Source organism: Sorangium sp. So ce176 (assembly GCF_051519835.1).
Taxonomy (GTDB): Bacteria; Myxococcota_A; Polyangia; order Polyangiales; family Polyangiaceae; genus Sorangium; species Sorangium cellulosum_G.
Genome location: NZ_CP150371.1, coordinates 8,463,942 through 8,479,592, shown reverse-complemented (window position 1 = coordinate 8,479,592; position 15,651 = coordinate 8,463,942). Strand labels below are relative to the sequence as shown.

Here is a 15,651-nt window from a genome sequence, read left to right as displayed (position 1 = left end):
GGCTCACTCGGCGGCGATGGGCTCGCCGGTGTAGGCCACGTGGGGCACCTCGGGGTTGTTCTCGAAGTACGCCTTGCCGGCCAGGCGCTTCACCAGCGGGCTGAAGCGCTCGGCGGCCTTGCCGGCGACGATGTCGCGGACCAGCGCGACGTCCTCGCGCGCCCGGGTGAGCGTCTCCGGGTCCGTGAGGAACGCCGTCGCGGCCTTCGCCTTCTCCGGAGCGGCCTTCACCGCGTCGCGGAGCGCCCCCGCCGCGGCCTTGGCCTTCACCACGGCGCGCTCGGCGGCCGACTGCTTGATGAGCGGCGCCACCTCGTAGACCAGGTTGGCGGCCGAGCCGGCGACCCGGTGCGGCGCGTGGTGGAGCGGGCTCGCGTACTTCGGGTTCTTCTCGAGGAACGCGCGCACCTCGGCCTCCGTGACGCCCGCCTCCTCGTAGGCGCGCACGAGCTCCTGCTCGGCCAGGATGCGCGCCTTGAACATGTACATCTGGATGCGGGAGTAGAAGTTCGTCGCGCCGTCGCCGCTCGTCTCCACCGCGCAGAAGATCGTCCCGGGGTAGCGCGACGTGATCAGCGACTGGACGCCGTCGGAGACGCCCGACGACGGCATGCACCCGAACGGCTTCACGCTCACCGTGACGTGCGCCTTCGACTTCACGGCGTTCACGATGAGCTTGCCGACCTCCATGTGCCCCTCGCCGCCGCGGAGGTCGTTGGAGTAGTAGTCCTTCGCCACGTCCGCCACGAGCTCCATGTCGGGGAGGTGGTAGTCGAAGAGACCGAGCGGCAGCGCGAACGCCTGGAAGCCGACGCGCAGCGCCCCCTCGGCGAGGCGCATCGTCGCCAGGCGCTTGGCCACGCCGAACTCGTCGAGGCCGGCGAGGCCGTAGTTGCCCTCGTCGGCGCCGCGCAGGTCGCGCCGCTCGCGCGTGTCGCGGGCGCACTCCCAGATGTTGTAGAGGAGCCACGCTGTCGTGAGCTGGATGTCGTTCTCGCCGCCCTCGCTCTCGAGGAACTTCTGCAGGGCGTAGTTGCCGTCGCCCTCGGTCGTCATCGCCCAGAACTCGCCGATGATCGACGTCTTCGCCTTGGGACGGAGCTTGTCCACCCGGACGGCCTCGAACTCCTTGCGCGCCTCGTAGAGCGCGCGGAAGACGTTCGTCTGCTCGTACAGCGCCTTGTAGAGGATGCGCTTCGCGTTCTCCATCGCGCGGTTCGTCGCGCCGGGCTCGATCTCGTAAGGCCGGATGCGGTAGCCGAGCGCGTTCAGCGTGTCGCCGCAGACGATCGCCTTGATGATCGCGATGAAGAACGCAGGGTTCATCTCGAGGCCGACGTCGTCGCCCGTCGCCTGGGAGAGCCCGCCCGTCTGCTGGAAGAGCATCACCCGGAAGCCGTCGAAGCCGGCGTCGCGGAGCGCCTTCCGGTACTCGGTCACGTACATGCCGAAGCGACAGGGGCCGCACGCGCCCGCGGTCAGGAACACGTAGTTCTTGATGATGTCCTCGGTCGACATCCCCTGCTTGTCGCGCAGGTCGATGAGGTACTTCACCAGGCCTCCGACCGTGAAATAGGTCGGGTTGCACTGCCCGCGGTTGCCGAACTCCTTGCCCGCCTGGAGCCCGGCGTTGTCGCTCATCCCGAAGTAATTGACGTTGTAGCCGAGGCCCTTCAGCGCGCCCTCGCACAGGAAGTCCTGCGCGGCGGTGAGGCCGCTGATGAGGAGCGTCACGTTGTCGCGCTCCTTCTTCGTCATCTTCGGCTTGAGCATGTTGTCGACCCACTGGCGCCGCTCGGCCTTGAGCCCGAGCCGCTCCCGCTCGGCCTCCTCGAACGCCCGGAGCTCCGCCTCGATGTCGATGTCAGCCTTGTTGGATCTCGTCTCGCCCACAAGAGGAAGGCGCGTCTTCTGCGTGCTCGTCTGTTCCATGGCGTGGCTTCCCTTCGCTTGGATGCGGGGAGGGGCGGCCGCGCCGTCCCCCCTCGACCTCGGCCGTATTTCACGCTTCCAAGGGGACGACGGTCCCGTCGGACTGCTTCTTCTTGAGCTGCACCAGCCCCGTCTTCGGCGCCTCGGGCGGCGACTCGGGCGCGACGTAGCTCCGCACCCGATCGGCGAGCGCGGCGATCTCCTTCTCGAGCGCGGGATCGGTGATCTTGCGCGCCGCCTGCTGCTCCCGCTTCAGCCGGAGCAGCTCGAGGCGCTTCTCGTCGATGCGCTGGGCGAGCTGCGCCTTCTTCTTCGCCGCGTCCTCGAGCGCCTCCTCGTGCAGCTTGAGGCTGTGCGCGTAGGTCTTGACGCGGATCTTGATCGAGCCGCCCGGCTTGTTCGCGTCGATGTCGTGCAGCGCCGCGTACGGCGTGGCGCTCGCGGTCACGATGCTGTCGATGATGCCGTACGTCGGCGCGTCATGGCCGCACTTGAAGCTCGAGAGGTCGAGCAGCACGACGTTCGGGTGGCGGGCGGCGAACTTGACCGCCCAGACCTTCTGCGCGCTGTTCGCCGAGTAGTTCTCCGGCCAGACATCGTTGATGTCGAGCGGGTGCTGGCCGCTCGCGATCTCCTCCTTGAAGTACCTCGCGAGGTACTCCATGTCGCGCGGGATCGACCGCACCGAGAGGATCGGATAGCCGAGCACCTGGAACTCCTCCGGGATACCGTGGTTGAGGCCAGGATCGGAGTGGTACGGCCGCCCGACCATCAGGATGGCGACCCGGTTCTCGGCCTCGACCGTCTCGAGGATCGCCCGCCCCTTGTCCTGGAGATCGCGCTCGAACTGCGAGAGCGCCCGCATCCCCTCGCGGTGCGCGTGGTCGCTCTCGTCCTCGGTGATGCCGAGCCGCGGGCCCCACGTCTCGAACATCCGGCGCGCCGTCAGCGTCATCTCGGAGAACGTGAGCGGCGGATCGAGGTACTCGATCCCGCGCGTCGCGAAGAAGTCGACCTCCTTCGTGAACGCGGCCTTCATGACGTCCGGCACGCCGGCGACGATCGGGCAGCTCGTCTTGTCCATCACCCCCTCGCCGAAGCTCGGCACGTGGGTGAGGATCGGGAAGAAGATGTAATTGAGCTTCTTCTCGTCCGCGTGGTGGTTGAACAGGAGGTTGTGGATGTGGGCCTGCGCCACCTTCGAGGGGAAGCACGGGTCGATGGAGCCGTACTTGCCGCCCTCGACCCACATCTCCTCGCTCGTCGCGTCGCTGAAGACGACGTTCTGCTTGGGGACGCCGAGCGCCTCGAAGTAGGCCCGGTAATAGGGGGCCGTCGAGTAGATGTTGAGCACGCGCGGGATGCCGATGCGGGTGCGGCGCAGGCGCTCGCGCGTCTCGGGGCCGCTCCGGCGGAACGGGCGCGTCGTCTCGACCCGGCGGATGCCGAGGAAGCCCTTCTTGACGACAACGTCCTTCACCGGCGCCCCGTCCTCGGGCAGCGGCGCCGTGTCGTAGAAGTGCCGGAAGGCGAGCTTCGACTCGTAGTCGACGAGGTTCGGGAACTGCTTCGCGATCTTCTTCCGCTCGGCGACGAGCGCGAGCATCGCCTGCTCGCTCTCGACCGTGCCCTTCTCGCACGAGAAGCCCGAGATGTAGCGGCTCGTCGTCCCGTCCGGCCGCTTCGTGTCGATGAACGTCCGCTTGCACTCGTTCGGACAGAAGTGGCAGACGGTCTCCTCGTCGTTCTTCGTCGTGTATTCGAGCGCGATCGCCGCGTCGATTCCGATGAACGTCGAGCGGCCCCGGCGCTTGACGACCCGGAGCGTCTCGAACGCCGCGCCGAGCGCGCCGGCCTCGCCCGTGTGCGGGTGGACGAACACCTCCGCGCCGGGGACGCGCTCCTTGATGTAATCGACCTGCGCCTTGACGGCCGCGAGGTTGTACTGCGTGCCGCCCTGGAGCACGTAGCGCGTGCCGAGCGCCGCGAGCCGCGGGATCTGCACGACGTACTGCCACACGTTCTTCGGCAGCACCTGGGCGAGGCCGGCGAGCAGCTCCTCCTTCGAGAAGCCCTCCTTCTGGAAGTTCACCCGGTCGGTGTCGAGGAAGACGGCGCAGCCGTAGCTGAACTTCGGCGCGAGCTCGGCGCCGAACGCGGTGTCGGCGTACTCGGTCACCTTCAGGCCGAACTGGTCGGCCATCGCCTGGAGCAACATGCCGTTGCCCGCAGAGCACGAGTTGGAGAGGCGGAAGTTCGCGATATCGCCGTTCTTCATGAACAGGACCTTGATGTCCTGTCCGCCGATGTCGCAGATGACGTCGACGTCGCCGAAGAACTTCACCGCGCTCATCATGTGCGCGACGGTCTCGACGATGTTGACGTCGGCCCTCATGCACTCCTGGAGCACGTCGGCCGCGTAGCCGGTGCCGCCGAACCCGAGCACCTCGAGCGTCGCGCCCTGATCGAACACGTACTGCCGGAGCTGCGCGAGCAGCTCCTTCGCGTCCTGGATCGGGTTGCCCTTCGAGAGCTGGTAGGCCTTGCAGACGATGCTGCCGTCCTCGTCGATCAGCACCGCCTTCGACGAGGTGGAGCCGCCGTCGAGGCCGATGACCCCGCGCACCACCTGGCCGGGCGAGAGCTTCATCGGCGTGAACTTCGGGATGCTGTAGAGCTTGCGGAAGTCCTCGACCTCGTCGCGGGTCTTCACGAGCGGCGGGCCCGCGCTCTCGCCGAGCCGCGCCTTGCGGCCGTTCGTCATGTACTCGATGAGCCCCGCCTTGCCGCCGTAAAGGCCGACCTCCGGGGCCTCCTTGAGCCCGTAGACGCACGCGCCGAACGCCGCGTAGTACTGCGCGTTCTCCGGGACGAAGATCGTCTCCTCGACCGGCCGGTCCTTCGGCCAGGCGTAGCCGCGCTCGTCCCACGTCTCGGGGATGCGCTTGCGCCAGCACTCCTGGAGGAACGGGAGGTAGGTGTTGGGGCCGCCGAGCAGGAGGACCTTGTGCTTCAGCGTCGAGCCGCGCGTGAGCACCGACAGGTTCTGGAGGACGATCGCGTCGGCGAGGGAGCAGAGGATCTCCGTGGAGGGGATACCGCTCTTCACGAGGTTCACGATGTCCGTCTCGGCGAAGACTCCGCACTTCGCAGCGACGTGGTGGAGCTTCGAGTCGTCGAAGTGGATCTGCACCACCTCGGACGACGGCAGGCCCACCTTGATCATGCACTTGTCGATGGTGGCGCCCGTGCCGGAGGCGCACTTGTCGTTCATCGACGGGGCGGCTGTCTTGTCGCCCGTCTTCTCGTCCCGCTGGAAGATGATGATCTTCGCGTCCTGCCCGCCGAGCTCGATGACGCTGCCCACGTCGGGGTGCAGGTTCTCGACAGCGAGCGTGACAGCGTTGACCTCCTGGACGAACTTGGCGCCCAGGCCGGGGCAGAGGGGCGCCGCGCCGGAGCCCGTCATGAACACCCGCCAGCGCTCCCGGGGGGAGGCGGGGAACGTCGCCTCGATGGCCTCGAGGAGCTCGAGCACCTTCTCCGGCTGCTTCGTCTGGTGCCGCTGGTAGTCGCTCCAGAGAATCTCGAGCGTCTGCGGATCGAGCACGACCGCCTTCACCGTCGTCGATCCGACGTCGATGCCGACCACGACCGGATCCTGGATCTGCCTTCCCATCGGGGCTCCTCCCACTGCCGTCGCCGGCCACCAGCGGTCGGACTGACTGGCTGGTCAGTCGTGATCGCTACAACGGGATGCCCGGAAAATCAAAAAGATTCGGTGTGTCTCGGTCGTCGCAGATCGGCCATTGCGCGGCTTTTCTCGGGAATATTGTCCCGGGCGCAAGATTCCGCCGCCGCGTCGGGCGCGGCGTGTCTGTGCGGCGTGCCGCGATTTTTTCGGGGCTTTTCAGGGGGCGTCCCCGGCTGACGTCCGGGTCAGCGTTCGCGCCCCAGGTGACGGGCCGGTGATGGTAAAGCGACCGGCCCATGAACAAGTCCGAGCGCCGCCAAGCGCTGCTGCGCGCGGCGCGCACCGTGTTTTCCGAGAAGGGCTATCACGAGGCGAAGGTCGACGACATCGTCGCGCTCGCCAAGGTCGCGAAGGGGACGTTCTACCTGTATTTCCCCGACAAGCGCTCGGTGTTCGGCGAGCTCGTGAGCGGGCTGTTCTCGCGCCTCGGCGGCGCGATCCTCCGCGTGGATCCGTCGGCGGACGTGGAGGCGCAGATCAAGCACAACATCCGCGCCATCGTGGCCGTGCTGCTCGACGATCCGGCGCTGACGAGCATCCTCCTGTCGCACGCGGCGGGGCTCGATCCGGCGTTCGTCAAGGAGCTGCGCGCGTTCCGCCAGGAGGTGAAGCTGCTGCTGGAGCGGAGCCTCGCGGAAGGGCAGCGGCTCGGCATGATCGAGCCGGGGGACACCGAGCTCTACGCGACCTTCACGATCGGCGCGCTGAAGGAGGTGCTGTTCGAGAACGCCCTCGAGGAGCAGGCGCGCCCGCGCGAGCGGATCGTCACGGCGCTCTACGACCTCCTCCGGCGCGGCTACCTGCGGATGGACCTCGCGCTCGCGGCGCAGCGCGGGGAGCCCCAGGACGGCCTGGGCGAGCGGCAGGAGCGGGGCGCGCTGGGCGACCGCGCGGCCGCGCCGGGGGACGCCGCGCCCGAGGCGCCCGGGCGGCCGAGCCCGGCGCGCGGCCGCCGCGCCCGGGCGAAGGCGGACTGACCGGCGCGTCAGTCAGGAGGGTGATGACGCCGGTCAGGCCGACCGGGGACGTCGCTCGTACCGCTCGACGATGTGCGCGAGGAAGTTGATCAGGGTCCGCGTGCCGAGCTGATCCGGGGAGATGCGGGCGAGGAGCGCCGGGACGTCGAGGCCCTCGGCCTCGAGGACCTCGCGCCGCCACGCGATGTAACCGGCGATGACGTCGTGGTCCATCTCGGGGTGGAACTGCACGCCATAGCAGGTGTTCGAGAAGCGGATCACCTGGTGGTCGTCGAGCTCGTTGAACGCGAGGCTCCGGGCGCCGTCGGGCAGCGCGCCGACAGTGTCGAGGTGGGTCGCGTGGGTCTCGAAGCTCGACGGGAGGCCGTCGAAGAGGGGGTCGTCGGCGCGGCGCTGGACGCGGATCCTGCCGATCTCGCGGCCGCGCGGGTTGCGGATGACCTCGCCGCCGAGCGCCTGAGCGAGGATCTGGTGGCCGAAGCAGATGCCGAACGTCGGGGTGCCGGCGCGCACGACGTCGCGCAGCCACGCCTCGGTGCGGAGCATCCAGGGCTCGCGGTGGGGGACGTTGGCCGACGAGCCGGTGATGACGAACGCGGCGGTCCCGGGGCCGTCCGGCGGGGGGGGCTCGTCGGCGCGGGCGTCGAAGGTGGCGTATCCGCCGCGCCAGGCGGCGCCGATCGTCTGCTCGATCAGGGCCGCGAACTGGCCGCGCCGCTCGAGGACCGGAGGGACGGGCTCGCCAGTCTTCACGATGACGATCTTCTTGTCCTGCTCCACCCTTTCAACATAGCAGAGCGCCCGCCGGGCGAGGGCGGGACTTGGCAGCGCGGGGCGGGGGCGCGAAGATGCTCCCGCATGTCTGCCTATGTCGTGTCGCGCCCTGTATGGCGCCGGTTTCGTCCGCGTTTCCTGGCCCGCGCCGCGGCGCACGTCAGGGCGGGCGGACACGCGGCCATCGTCCTGCCGGACGACAAGGTCGATCTCCTCCTCTCGGTCGACGCGAAGGGGGAGCTCACGGAGCTCGGGCTGTGGTCGCTCCTGTCGATCGAGCAGCAGCGCTTCCGCCGCGTGACCGAGGGCCCGGCCCAGGGGCTCGCGACGGCGCGGGTGAAGCGTCAATACGAGGGCTCGGTCCTCGACTGGTGCGAGCGCGACAGCGTGCACCCGGGCGCCGTCCGCGAGGTGGCGCTCGACTGCCTGGAGTGCGGGGCCTGCTGCCACGACGCCAACGTGGTGCTCGACGACGCGGACCTCTCGCGCTGGCGCGTGGCCGGGCGGGGCGACCTCGCGGGGCGCGCGTACGTGCAGCGGGCCCGGGACGGGAAGATCACGCTGCGCTTCGCGGCGAGCGGGCGCTGCCAGCACCTCTGCGAGGACAGGCGCTGCGCGATCTACGAGCTGCGGCCGGACAACTGCCGCGCGTTCGTGGTGGGGAGCGAGGCGTGCCTGTCGGCGCGCGAGGAGACGCTCGGGCTGCGGGACGGGGCATCGCCGGCGGACGCGGCGCGGTAGGCGCGGGGCGCGGCGGCGGCGGTGGCGGAGCGGCAGGCGCCGGCGAGCGCCTCGCGCGGGCCGCTGTCTCGTGACAGGGGAGCGTGACGTGGAGACGACCATGGTGACAGGGGAGCGGGCGTCTGCCGCGCGGGTCCGGGCGCAGCGCATCGCGGGGCTCCTGATCTTCCTCGCCAACGGCTTCTGCATGGGCACCTGGGTGACGCGCATCCCCGACTTCAAGCGGGCGTTCGCGCTGAGCGAGGCGACGCTGGGCAACGTGCTGCTCGCGCCGGCGCTCGGCGCGTTCCTGGGGATGCCGATGGCCGGGTGGCTCGTCGCGCGCCTGGGGAGCCGCGCGGTGGCGGTGTCCTCGGGCGCGGCGCTCGCGATCAGCCTGTTCGGGCCGGGGCTCGCGCGGTCTCCGCTCGAGCTGTTCCTCGTGCTGACGTTCTTCGGGGCGTCGAACGGCGTGATGGACGTGTCGATGAACGCCAACGCCGCCGAGGTGGAGCAGGCGTGGGGGCGGCCGATCATGTCGTCGTTCCACGCCCTCTACAGCGTCGGGGGCCTCGCCGGCGCGGCGGCCGGCGGGGGGCTCGCGCACGCGGGGGTGACGCCGGCCGCGCACCTCTCGCTCGCGGCGGTGGCGGCGCTGCTCCTTGTCGTGCTGCTCTCGGGCTGGGTGCGGCCCGGCGTCCCGGCGCGGGATCCGCCGAAGAACCCGTTCGTGCTGCCGCCGCGCGCGATGTGGCCGCTCTGCGCGATCGCCTTCCTGTGCATGTTCGGCGAGGGGGCGATGGCCGACTGGAGCGCTGTGTACCTCCGCGACACGCTCGGCACGACGGCGGCCTTCGCGGCGACGGGGTTCGCGGCCTTCTCGGTGGCGATGGCGGCGGGCCGCTTCCTCGGCGACGGGGTGAGCAGCAGGCTCGGCCCGGTCGCGGTGGTGCGGGGCGGAGGCGTCCTCGTGGCCGTGGGGCTCGCCGCGGCGCTGCTGATCGGCCACCCGATGGCCGGCCTGATCGGGTTCGCGAGCGTGGGGCTCGGGCTCTCGTGCGTCGTCCCCACCGTCTTCAGCGCGGCCGCGCGCACCGGCCCCACGGGCACGTCGATCGCGGCGGTCGCGACGTTCGGCTACCTGGCGTTCCTCGGCGGCCCGCCCGTTGTCGGCCACATCGCCGCGGCGACGAGCCTGCCGTTCGCGCTGTCGCTCATCGTCGCCGGCGCGCTCGCCATCGTGCTGCTCGCGGGCTCCGCGGGCGGTCCGGCGCCGGCGCGCGGCGATCAGGGGGCGGGCGCGCCGTCCTGAGCCGGGGCGACGTCGGGCGCCGGGGCGACGCCGGGCGCCGCGGCGTCCTCCGGCGCGGCGATGTCCATGGCGCAGCGGAAGCCGATCCAGGCGTGCGCTGTCACGGGCGCGGCGGCGGTGCGGTACGTGGCGGAGAGCTTCTCGGGGCCGTCCAGGAAGCTCCCGCCGCGGACCACCTTGAGCGGGAAGGACGGGTCGCCCTGCGGGTCCTCGCCGCCGGGCGGCGGGAAGACGAGGCCGTCCGAGACCCACTCGGACACGTTGCCGGCGAGGTCGTAGAGGCCCTCGGGCGTGCGGTCGCTCGGGTGCGCGCCGGACGCGCAGGTCGCGACCTCGGTGCCGCGCGCGAGGCAGCCCTCGTTGCGGTCGTAGCAGGCGCGCTCGCAGGTCGGCGCGTCGTCGCCCCAGACGAAGGCGCGCCCCGCGGCGCCGCGCGCCGCGACCTCCCACTCCGCCTCGGTCGGCAGGCGCCGGCCCCGGAAGCGGCAGTAGCTCTCGGCCTGGGAGTAGTCGACGCAGTTGATCGGGTGCCCGGTCAGGTTGCGCGGCTCGTTGCAGCGCCGCGACCACGTCTCGGCCTCCCGCTGGTCCTCGGACGGCGCCGGCGCCTGCGCGCCCGGCAGGGCCTCGGGCGTCAGCGAGACGTGATCCGCCGTCGAGCACATGCGCTGCTGCATGCAGGCGCGGTAGGCGCGGACGGTGACCTCGTTGCGATCGATGTAGAAGCCGCGGGTGAGCGTCACCTGGCGCGCCTCGCCCGCGGCGCCGATCGTGGTCGTGAGCGGCGCGATGTAGACCATGTCGGCCGGCGGCGCCGGGAGCGCGGCGGGCGCGGCGGGCGCGGCGGCCGACACAGCGGCCGAGGCGCTCGCCGCAGGGGTGGCGGTGGCGACCGCCGTGGCCGCGGCGGCGCCCGCGGCGGCGCGCCCGGTCGGCTGCGCCGCCGCCGAGGCGCGCGCGGCAGGCGCCCGCGTCGGCTTCCTGGCGGGCGTCTGCGTGAGGAAGTACGCCGCCGCGCCGGCGCCGCCGAGGAGGAGCGTCGCGAGCAGCCAGGGCAGCGCCGCGCGGGCGGGGCTGCGGCCGCGCGGCGGCGGGGCGGCGTGCGGGGGGGCGCCCGCGAGGGGCGCGAGGGGCGCGACGTGCGGCGCGGCGCCGGGCGGTGGCGCGGCGCCGGGCGGCGGGGGCGGCGGGCGGGCCGCGGGGTATCCGGCGGGCGCGACCGTCTCGATCATGGAGTCGTCGACCTGCGCGGTCCGGGAGCCCCCCGTGGCCAGCGCGCTGGCCGCGCCCGACGCGCCGCCGGTGGTGCCTGCGCCGCCGTGGCTCACCTTGACCACGGCGGGCCGCGCCGGGGCGGGCGCGCGCGCGTCGGCGAGCATCGTCGGCTCGACAGGCGAGCCGGCGTCTCCGGAGGCGACGCCGAGCCCCCGCGCGGCCGCGTACTCGGCGGTCGACAGCCCTCCGCCGTGGTCCGCGCCGGGAGCGCCGAGCCCGGCGCCGTACTCCGCGCCCGACCCGAGGCGCTCGCCGCGGGCCGCGGCCGCGAGCGCGTCCCAGAACTCGCCCGCGTTCGTGAAGCGGTGCTTGGGCTCGATCGAGAGCGCCTTGTCGAGCACGCGCTCGATCGCCTCCGGCGCGTCCGGGAGCCCGCGCGTCCGCAGCGTCGGGCGCACCGCCGGATCGGCCGAGGCGATGTAGAGCTGCGTGGGGTCGTCCCCCTCGAGCGCGCGCTGGCCGCTCACGAGCTCGACGAAGATGAGCGCGAGCGCGAACACGTCGGTCCAGGGGCCCGTCGCGCCGCGGGCCTTGTTGAACTGCTCGGGCGCCCCGTAGCGCGGCGTGAACGCGCTCGGCCCCTGCCGGGTCGCCGCGAGCGCCTCGGTGAAGGTGGGGTGGTCGGCGAGCACCTTGGCGATGCCGAAGTCGAGCACCTTGAGCGTCAGCACCCCGCCGACGTCGGTGAGGAACAGGTTGGCCGGCTTGACGTCCCGGTGCGCCACCTTGTGCGCGTGCGCGACGGCGAGCGCGCGGGCGGCCGGCGCGAGGAGCTGGAGCGCCTCGGGGATCGACATGCCGGCCTGGCCGCGCTCGCGCCGGTCGCGGAGGTACTGGCCGAGCGTCTGGCCTTCCAGCCACTCGAGCACGAGGTAGGGCACCCACACGCCTGCCTGCGTGGTGAACGCGCCCACGTCGAGCGCCTGCACGATGCCGGACGTGGCCCGCGATAGCCGGTGCAGGATGCGCCCCTCGCCCCGCAGCGTCTCGAGCAGCGCGTCGCGCTGCGCGGCGTCGAGCGAGGTCGGCAGCTTCAGGCACTTGATGGCGATGAGCTCGCCGAACCCCTCGTGAACCCCGCGGTAAACGACGCCGAAGCCGCCGTCGCCGATGACGGCGGCGACGCGGTACTTCCCCTCGATGGTCTGGCCCGCGAGGCCGAACGGATCGTCGGACGGCTCCATCATGCCCCGCCTCCCTAGCGCGTCGCCGTTCCCAGGCAAAGGGGCTTCCGCGGCGAGCGTCGGCCTGCGTCGGCGCGCGTCGGCTTGCGTCCGCCCGCGTCGCGCTGCGTCCGCGCACGTTCACGCCTGCTTGCATCCGGCGGGCCGCGGCGCCATGCCGGCGGGCATGAAGACACCGCGAGCGCTCGTGATCCTGGCCGAGGGAGCTGAGGAGATGGAAACGACCATCATCGTCGATGTCCTCCGGCGCGCCGAGATCGAGGTCGTCCTCGCCGGGCTCGACGGCCCGGAGCCGGTGCGCTGCAGCCGCGGCGTGCGCCTCGTGCCGGACGCGGATCTGTCGGCGGTGGCGGGCGACTTCGACGTCGTCGTCCTCCCGGGCGGCAAGGGCGGCGCCGACCGGCTGGCCTCCTCGCCGACCGTCGGGGAGCGCCTTCACGCGCAGGCGCAGGCCGGCCGCGCCGTCGGGGCGATCTGCGCGGCGCCGATCGCGCTCGCGGCGCACGGGCTCTTCCAGGGCAGGAGGATGGCGTGCCACCCGTCCGTGAACGACGTGGTGTCGGCGCACGGCGAGCTCGTCGCGCGGCCGGTCGTCGAGGACGGGCAGCTCGTGACAAGCCAGGGGCCGGGCACCGCGCTGCCGTTCGCGCTCGCGCTCGTCGCGCGGCTCCGCGGTGATGAGGTCGCGGCGAAGGTTCGCGCGCCCCTGATGCTGCCCTCCTGAGCGGGGGCTGCGCTCGGTATCGTCATCGTCCCGAGCGAGCGCCTCGCCTCACGCCTCTCGCCTCTCGTTTGCAGGATCACAGCGACGCGCGGATGGCCTTATACTCCGCCGCGTGCTGCCGCTGCTCGCCCTGACCGTCATCGTCGTGCTGTGCCTTGGCTACCGCTTCTACGGGAGGCTCGTCGCGCGCAACTACGCGCTCGACGACGGCGCGGTGACCCCCGCGGTCAAGGTGAACGACGGCGAGGACTACGTGCCCACGAAGCCGTTCTACCTCTTCGGGCAGCACTTCAGCGCCATCGCCGCCGCGGGGCCGATCGCCGGCCCGATCCTCGCCGGCCAGGCGTTCGGGTGGCTCCCGTGCGTGCTCTGGATCTCGTTCGGCGTCGTGTTCATCGGCGCGGTGCACGACTTCTCCGCGCTCATCGCGAGCGTCCGCCACGAGGCCGAGAGCGTCGCCGAGATCGCGAAGCGGCACATCGGCCGGCGCGCCTGGCTGTCGATGATGATCTTCATCTGGCTCGCGCTCTCCTACGTGATCGTCGCCTTCACGGACATCACGGCGAGCACCTTCGTCGGCAAGACCGAGGAGTTCGAGGGAGGCACGTTCCAGTTCAACCCTGGCGGCGCCGTCGCGGCGGCGAGCGCCGCCTACCTGACGCTCTCCCTCGTCATGGGCGTTGTCGATCGGTACCTGAAGCCGCCGCTCTGGCTCACCACCCTGATCTTCGTCCCGGCGACGCTCTTCGTGGTCTGGATGGGCACGCAGATCTCGACAGCGTTCGTGCTGCCGGTCGACAACCCGCAGCGCGCGTTCGGCCTCATCATCCTCGTCTATTGCTTCGTTGCCTCGCTCCTGCCGGTCTGGCTGCTGCTCCAGCCGCGCGGCTACCTGGGCGGGTTCGTCCTCTACATCGCGCTCGCGGTCGGCGTGATCGGGATCTTCTTCGGGAACCTCCGGTACCCGGGGGAGTTCGAGCTGCGGCAGCCCGCGTTCACAACGTGGAACGCCGGCGGCGCGACAGGCATGCTCTTCCCGTTCCTGTTCGTCACCATCGCCTGCGGCGCCTGCTCCGGCTTCCACGGGCTCGTCTGCTCGGGGACGACGTCGAAGCAGATCTCGAAGGAGACGCACACCCACGCGGTGGGCTACGGCGCGATGCTGGCCGAGGCGTTCGTCGCGCTGATCGCGCTCGCGACGCTCGTCATCGTGGCGCAGGGGACGAAGCTGCCCGGGCCGGGCAAGATCTACGGCGACGGGATCGGCAGGTTCCTCACCGTGATCATCGGCAAGGAACACTTCCTCTTCGCCGCCACGTTCGGCGCGATGGCGTTCTCCACCTTCGTGTTCGACACGCTGGACGTCTCGACGCGCCTCAGCCGCTACATCCTCGAGGAGCTGTTCCACTGGAAGGGGAGGGTGCTGTCCGCGGCCGCGACAGCGCTCTCGCTGGCGCCGCCGACGCTCTTCATCATGACCGCGCGCCCGCCCGCGCCCGGCGTGCGGCCCGCGTACCTCGATTTCTGGACGCTGTTCGGCACGAGCAACCAGCTCCTCGCCGCGCTGACGCTGCTCGCTGTCACTGTCTGGCTGCACCGCGAGAAGCGGCGCATCTGGTACACGGCGATCCCGATGGTGTTCGTCATGACGATCACTGTGTGGGCCCTCATCCTCCAGGTGCGGGGCGCGTTCGCCGCCGTGCGCGCCGAGGGGCTCACGCTGAACGCGACGACGCTGAACGGCCTCGTTGGGATCGCGCTGCTCGGGCTCGCGCTGTCGCTGATGGTCGAGTCGGTCAAGGCGATGAAGAACGGCCCGGCCGCCGAGCCGGTGGCCGGGCCGGCGCGCTGAGGGGCGCCCGGGCGATCGGCAGCGCGCGCCGGGCGCGCCGGGCGCGGTCACCGCGCGGCGGCGCGCTCGCGCAGGCGCTGCTCGGCGAGCCGCTCGGCGGCGACGTGCGGCGGCGTGCCGTCGGCCTTCGCCCTCTCGAGGACCAGGAGGACCGTGTCGTGGATGGCGTGGACGCGGCGCTCGACCTCCGCGCGCGACCAGCCGAAGAGGTCCGCGCCGCCGCTCAGCACGCCGCCGGCGTTGGCCACGACGTCGGGCACGTAGAGGACGCCGCGCGCCGCGAGCGCGTCGCCGTGGCGCGGCTCGAGGAGCTGGTTGTTGGCCGCGCCGGCGACGATCTCCGCGCCGAGCGCCTGCACGGCGCGGTCGTCGAGGACGCCGCCGAGCGCGCACGGGGCGAAGACGTCGGCCTGGACCGCGGCGATCGCGTCCGGCGGCGCGACGGCGGCCCCGAGCTCGGCCGCGACGCGGCGCGCGCGCTCCGGATCGACGTCCGCGACGATGAGCCGCGCGCCGAGCCGGTGGAGCTCCGCGGCGAGCCGGCTGCCGACGCTGCCGCAGCCCTGGAGCGCGACGGTGCGGCCCGCGAGGTCGTCGCTGCCCCAGCGGTGGCGGGCCGCGGCCTGGATCGCGCGGAGCACGCCCCGCGCGGTCCACGGCGACGGGTCGCCCCCTTCGCCGGCGAGGCCCTTGACGTGGCGCGTCTCGCGCCGGATGAGCTCCATGTCGGCGGGGGTGGTGCCCACGTCCTCGCCGGTGACGAATCTGCCGCCGAGGCGCTCGATGAAGCGCCCGTGCGCGCGGAAGAGCCGCTCCCGGTCGAGCGGCTCCGCGCCGCTGCGGAGGACGACCGCCTTGCCGCCGCCGACGTCCATCCCGGCGAGGGCGTTCTTGTAGGTCATGCCGCGCGACAGGCGCAGGGCGTCGATCAGCGCGTCCTCGTCGCTCGCGTACCGGAGGAGCCGCGTGCCGCCGAGCGCCGGGCCCAGCACGGTGCTGTGGACGGCGATGATCCCGCGGTAGCCGGCGGCCTCGTCGGCGCAGAACAGCACCTGCTCGTGTCCCGTGACGGCCAGGGTGTCGAACACGCTCTTCATGCGGGCCGAGCGTACCATCCCCGCCGGGGCCGTCTGGCCCGGCGCGCCGG

10 protein-coding genes are annotated in these 15,651 nt (G+C 72.0%); 5 read left to right on the top strand and 5 right to left on the bottom strand.

The annotated features are described in order from the left end of the window. Positions 1-3: 3 nt before the first annotated feature. Both WMF42_RS31940 and WMF42_RS31935 read right to left on the bottom strand, forming a co-directional pair. Positions 4-1,932, bottom strand: coding sequence for a hypothetical protein (locus WMF42_RS31940; protein WP_061610023.1), 1,929 nt, complete (start codon positions 1,930-1,932; stop codon positions 4-6). A 70-nt stretch (positions 1,933-2,002) separates the two neighbouring features. Then, the gene (locus WMF42_RS31935) at positions 2,003-5,611 is read right to left on the bottom strand and encodes a BadF/BadG/BcrA/BcrD ATPase family protein (RefSeq protein ID WP_061610024.1); all 3,609 of its coding nucleotides are present in this window, start codon (positions 5,609-5,611) and stop codon (positions 2,003-2,005) included. 311 nt (positions 5,612-5,922) lie between these two features. Between WMF42_RS31935 and WMF42_RS31930 the strand changes: the two genes are divergently transcribed. Beyond that, positions 5,923-6,663: a TetR/AcrR family transcriptional regulator gene (locus WMF42_RS31930; RefSeq protein ID WP_437686577.1), complete on the top strand. Its 741-nt coding sequence runs from the start codon at positions 5,923-5,925 to the stop codon at positions 6,661-6,663. 33 nt (positions 6,664-6,696) lie between these two features. Here the strand turns inward: WMF42_RS31930 and WMF42_RS31925 are convergent, their stop codons facing one another. Next, on the bottom strand, positions 6,697-7,443 hold the full coding sequence (locus tag WMF42_RS31925) for a glutamine amidotransferase (protein ID WP_061613204.1): 747 nt from the start codon (positions 7,441-7,443) through the stop codon (positions 6,697-6,699). A 78-nt stretch (positions 7,444-7,521) separates the two neighbouring features. Between WMF42_RS31925 and WMF42_RS31920 the strand changes: the two genes are divergently transcribed. Beyond that, on the top strand, positions 7,522-8,178 hold the full coding sequence (locus WMF42_RS31920) for a YkgJ family cysteine cluster protein (RefSeq protein WP_061613205.1): 657 nt from the start codon (positions 7,522-7,524) through the stop codon (positions 8,176-8,178). Between the two features lie 88 nt (positions 8,179-8,266). Next, positions 8,267-9,469: an MFS transporter gene (locus WMF42_RS31915; RefSeq protein WP_437686574.1), complete on the top strand. Its 1,203-nt coding sequence runs from the start codon at positions 8,267-8,269 to the stop codon at positions 9,467-9,469. On the opposite strand, the gene WMF42_RS31910 is transcribed toward WMF42_RS31915, so the two are convergent. Further along, a complete protein-coding gene (locus tag WMF42_RS31910) occupies positions 9,445-11,931 on the bottom strand; it encodes an SUMF1/EgtB/PvdO family nonheme iron enzyme (RefSeq protein ID WP_437686573.1) in 2,487 nt (828 codons plus the stop codon). The genes WMF42_RS31915 and WMF42_RS31910 overlap by 25 nt on opposite strands. A gap of 163 nt (positions 11,932-12,094) precedes the next feature. On the opposite strand from WMF42_RS31910, the gene WMF42_RS31905 reads away from it, so the two are divergent. Further along, on the top strand, positions 12,095-12,652 hold the full coding sequence (locus tag WMF42_RS31905; protein WP_267888110.1) for a DJ-1 family glyoxalase III: 558 nt from the start codon (positions 12,095-12,097) through the stop codon (positions 12,650-12,652). Between the two features lie 112 nt (positions 12,653-12,764). Then, positions 12,765-14,504, top strand: coding sequence for a carbon starvation CstA family protein (locus WMF42_RS31900; protein ID WP_437686570.1), 1,740 nt, complete (start codon positions 12,765-12,767; stop codon positions 14,502-14,504). Between the two features lie 47 nt (positions 14,505-14,551). Here WMF42_RS31900 and WMF42_RS31895 read toward each other — a convergent pair whose 3' ends face one another. Then, the gene (locus WMF42_RS31895; RefSeq protein ID WP_437686568.1) at positions 14,552-15,601 is read right to left on the bottom strand and encodes a Glu/Leu/Phe/Val dehydrogenase dimerization domain-containing protein; all 1,050 of its coding nucleotides are present in this window, start codon (positions 15,599-15,601) and stop codon (positions 14,552-14,554) included. Positions 15,602-15,651 lie beyond the last annotated feature (50 nt).

What these genes read in the sequence shown, in the direction of transcription:
- WMF42_RS31920 (WP_061613205.1), top strand. Translation starts at nt 7,522, where the DNA reads ATGTCTGCCTATGTCGTGTCGCGCCCTGTATGGCGCCGGTTTCGTCCG.
- WMF42_RS31910 (WP_437686573.1), bottom strand. Translation starts at nt 11,931, where the DNA reads ATGATGGAGCCGTCCGACGATCCGTTCGGCCTCGCGGGCCAGACCATC.
- WMF42_RS31935 (WP_061610024.1), bottom strand. Translation starts at nt 5,611, where the DNA reads ATGGGAAGGCAGATCCAGGATCCGGTCGTGGTCGGCATCGACGTCGGA.
- WMF42_RS31895 (WP_437686568.1), bottom strand. Translation starts at nt 15,601, where the DNA reads ATGAAGAGCGTGTTCGACACCCTGGCCGTCACGGGACACGAGCAGGTG.
- WMF42_RS31940 (WP_061610023.1), bottom strand. Translation starts at nt 1,932, where the DNA reads ATGGAACAGACGAGCACGCAGAAGACGCGCCTTCCTCTTGTGGGCGAG.
- WMF42_RS31930 (WP_437686577.1), top strand. Translation starts at nt 5,923, where the DNA reads ATGAACAAGTCCGAGCGCCGCCAAGCGCTGCTGCGCGCGGCGCGCACC.
- WMF42_RS31905 (WP_267888110.1), top strand. Translation starts at nt 12,095, where the DNA reads ATGAAGACACCGCGAGCGCTCGTGATCCTGGCCGAGGGAGCTGAGGAG.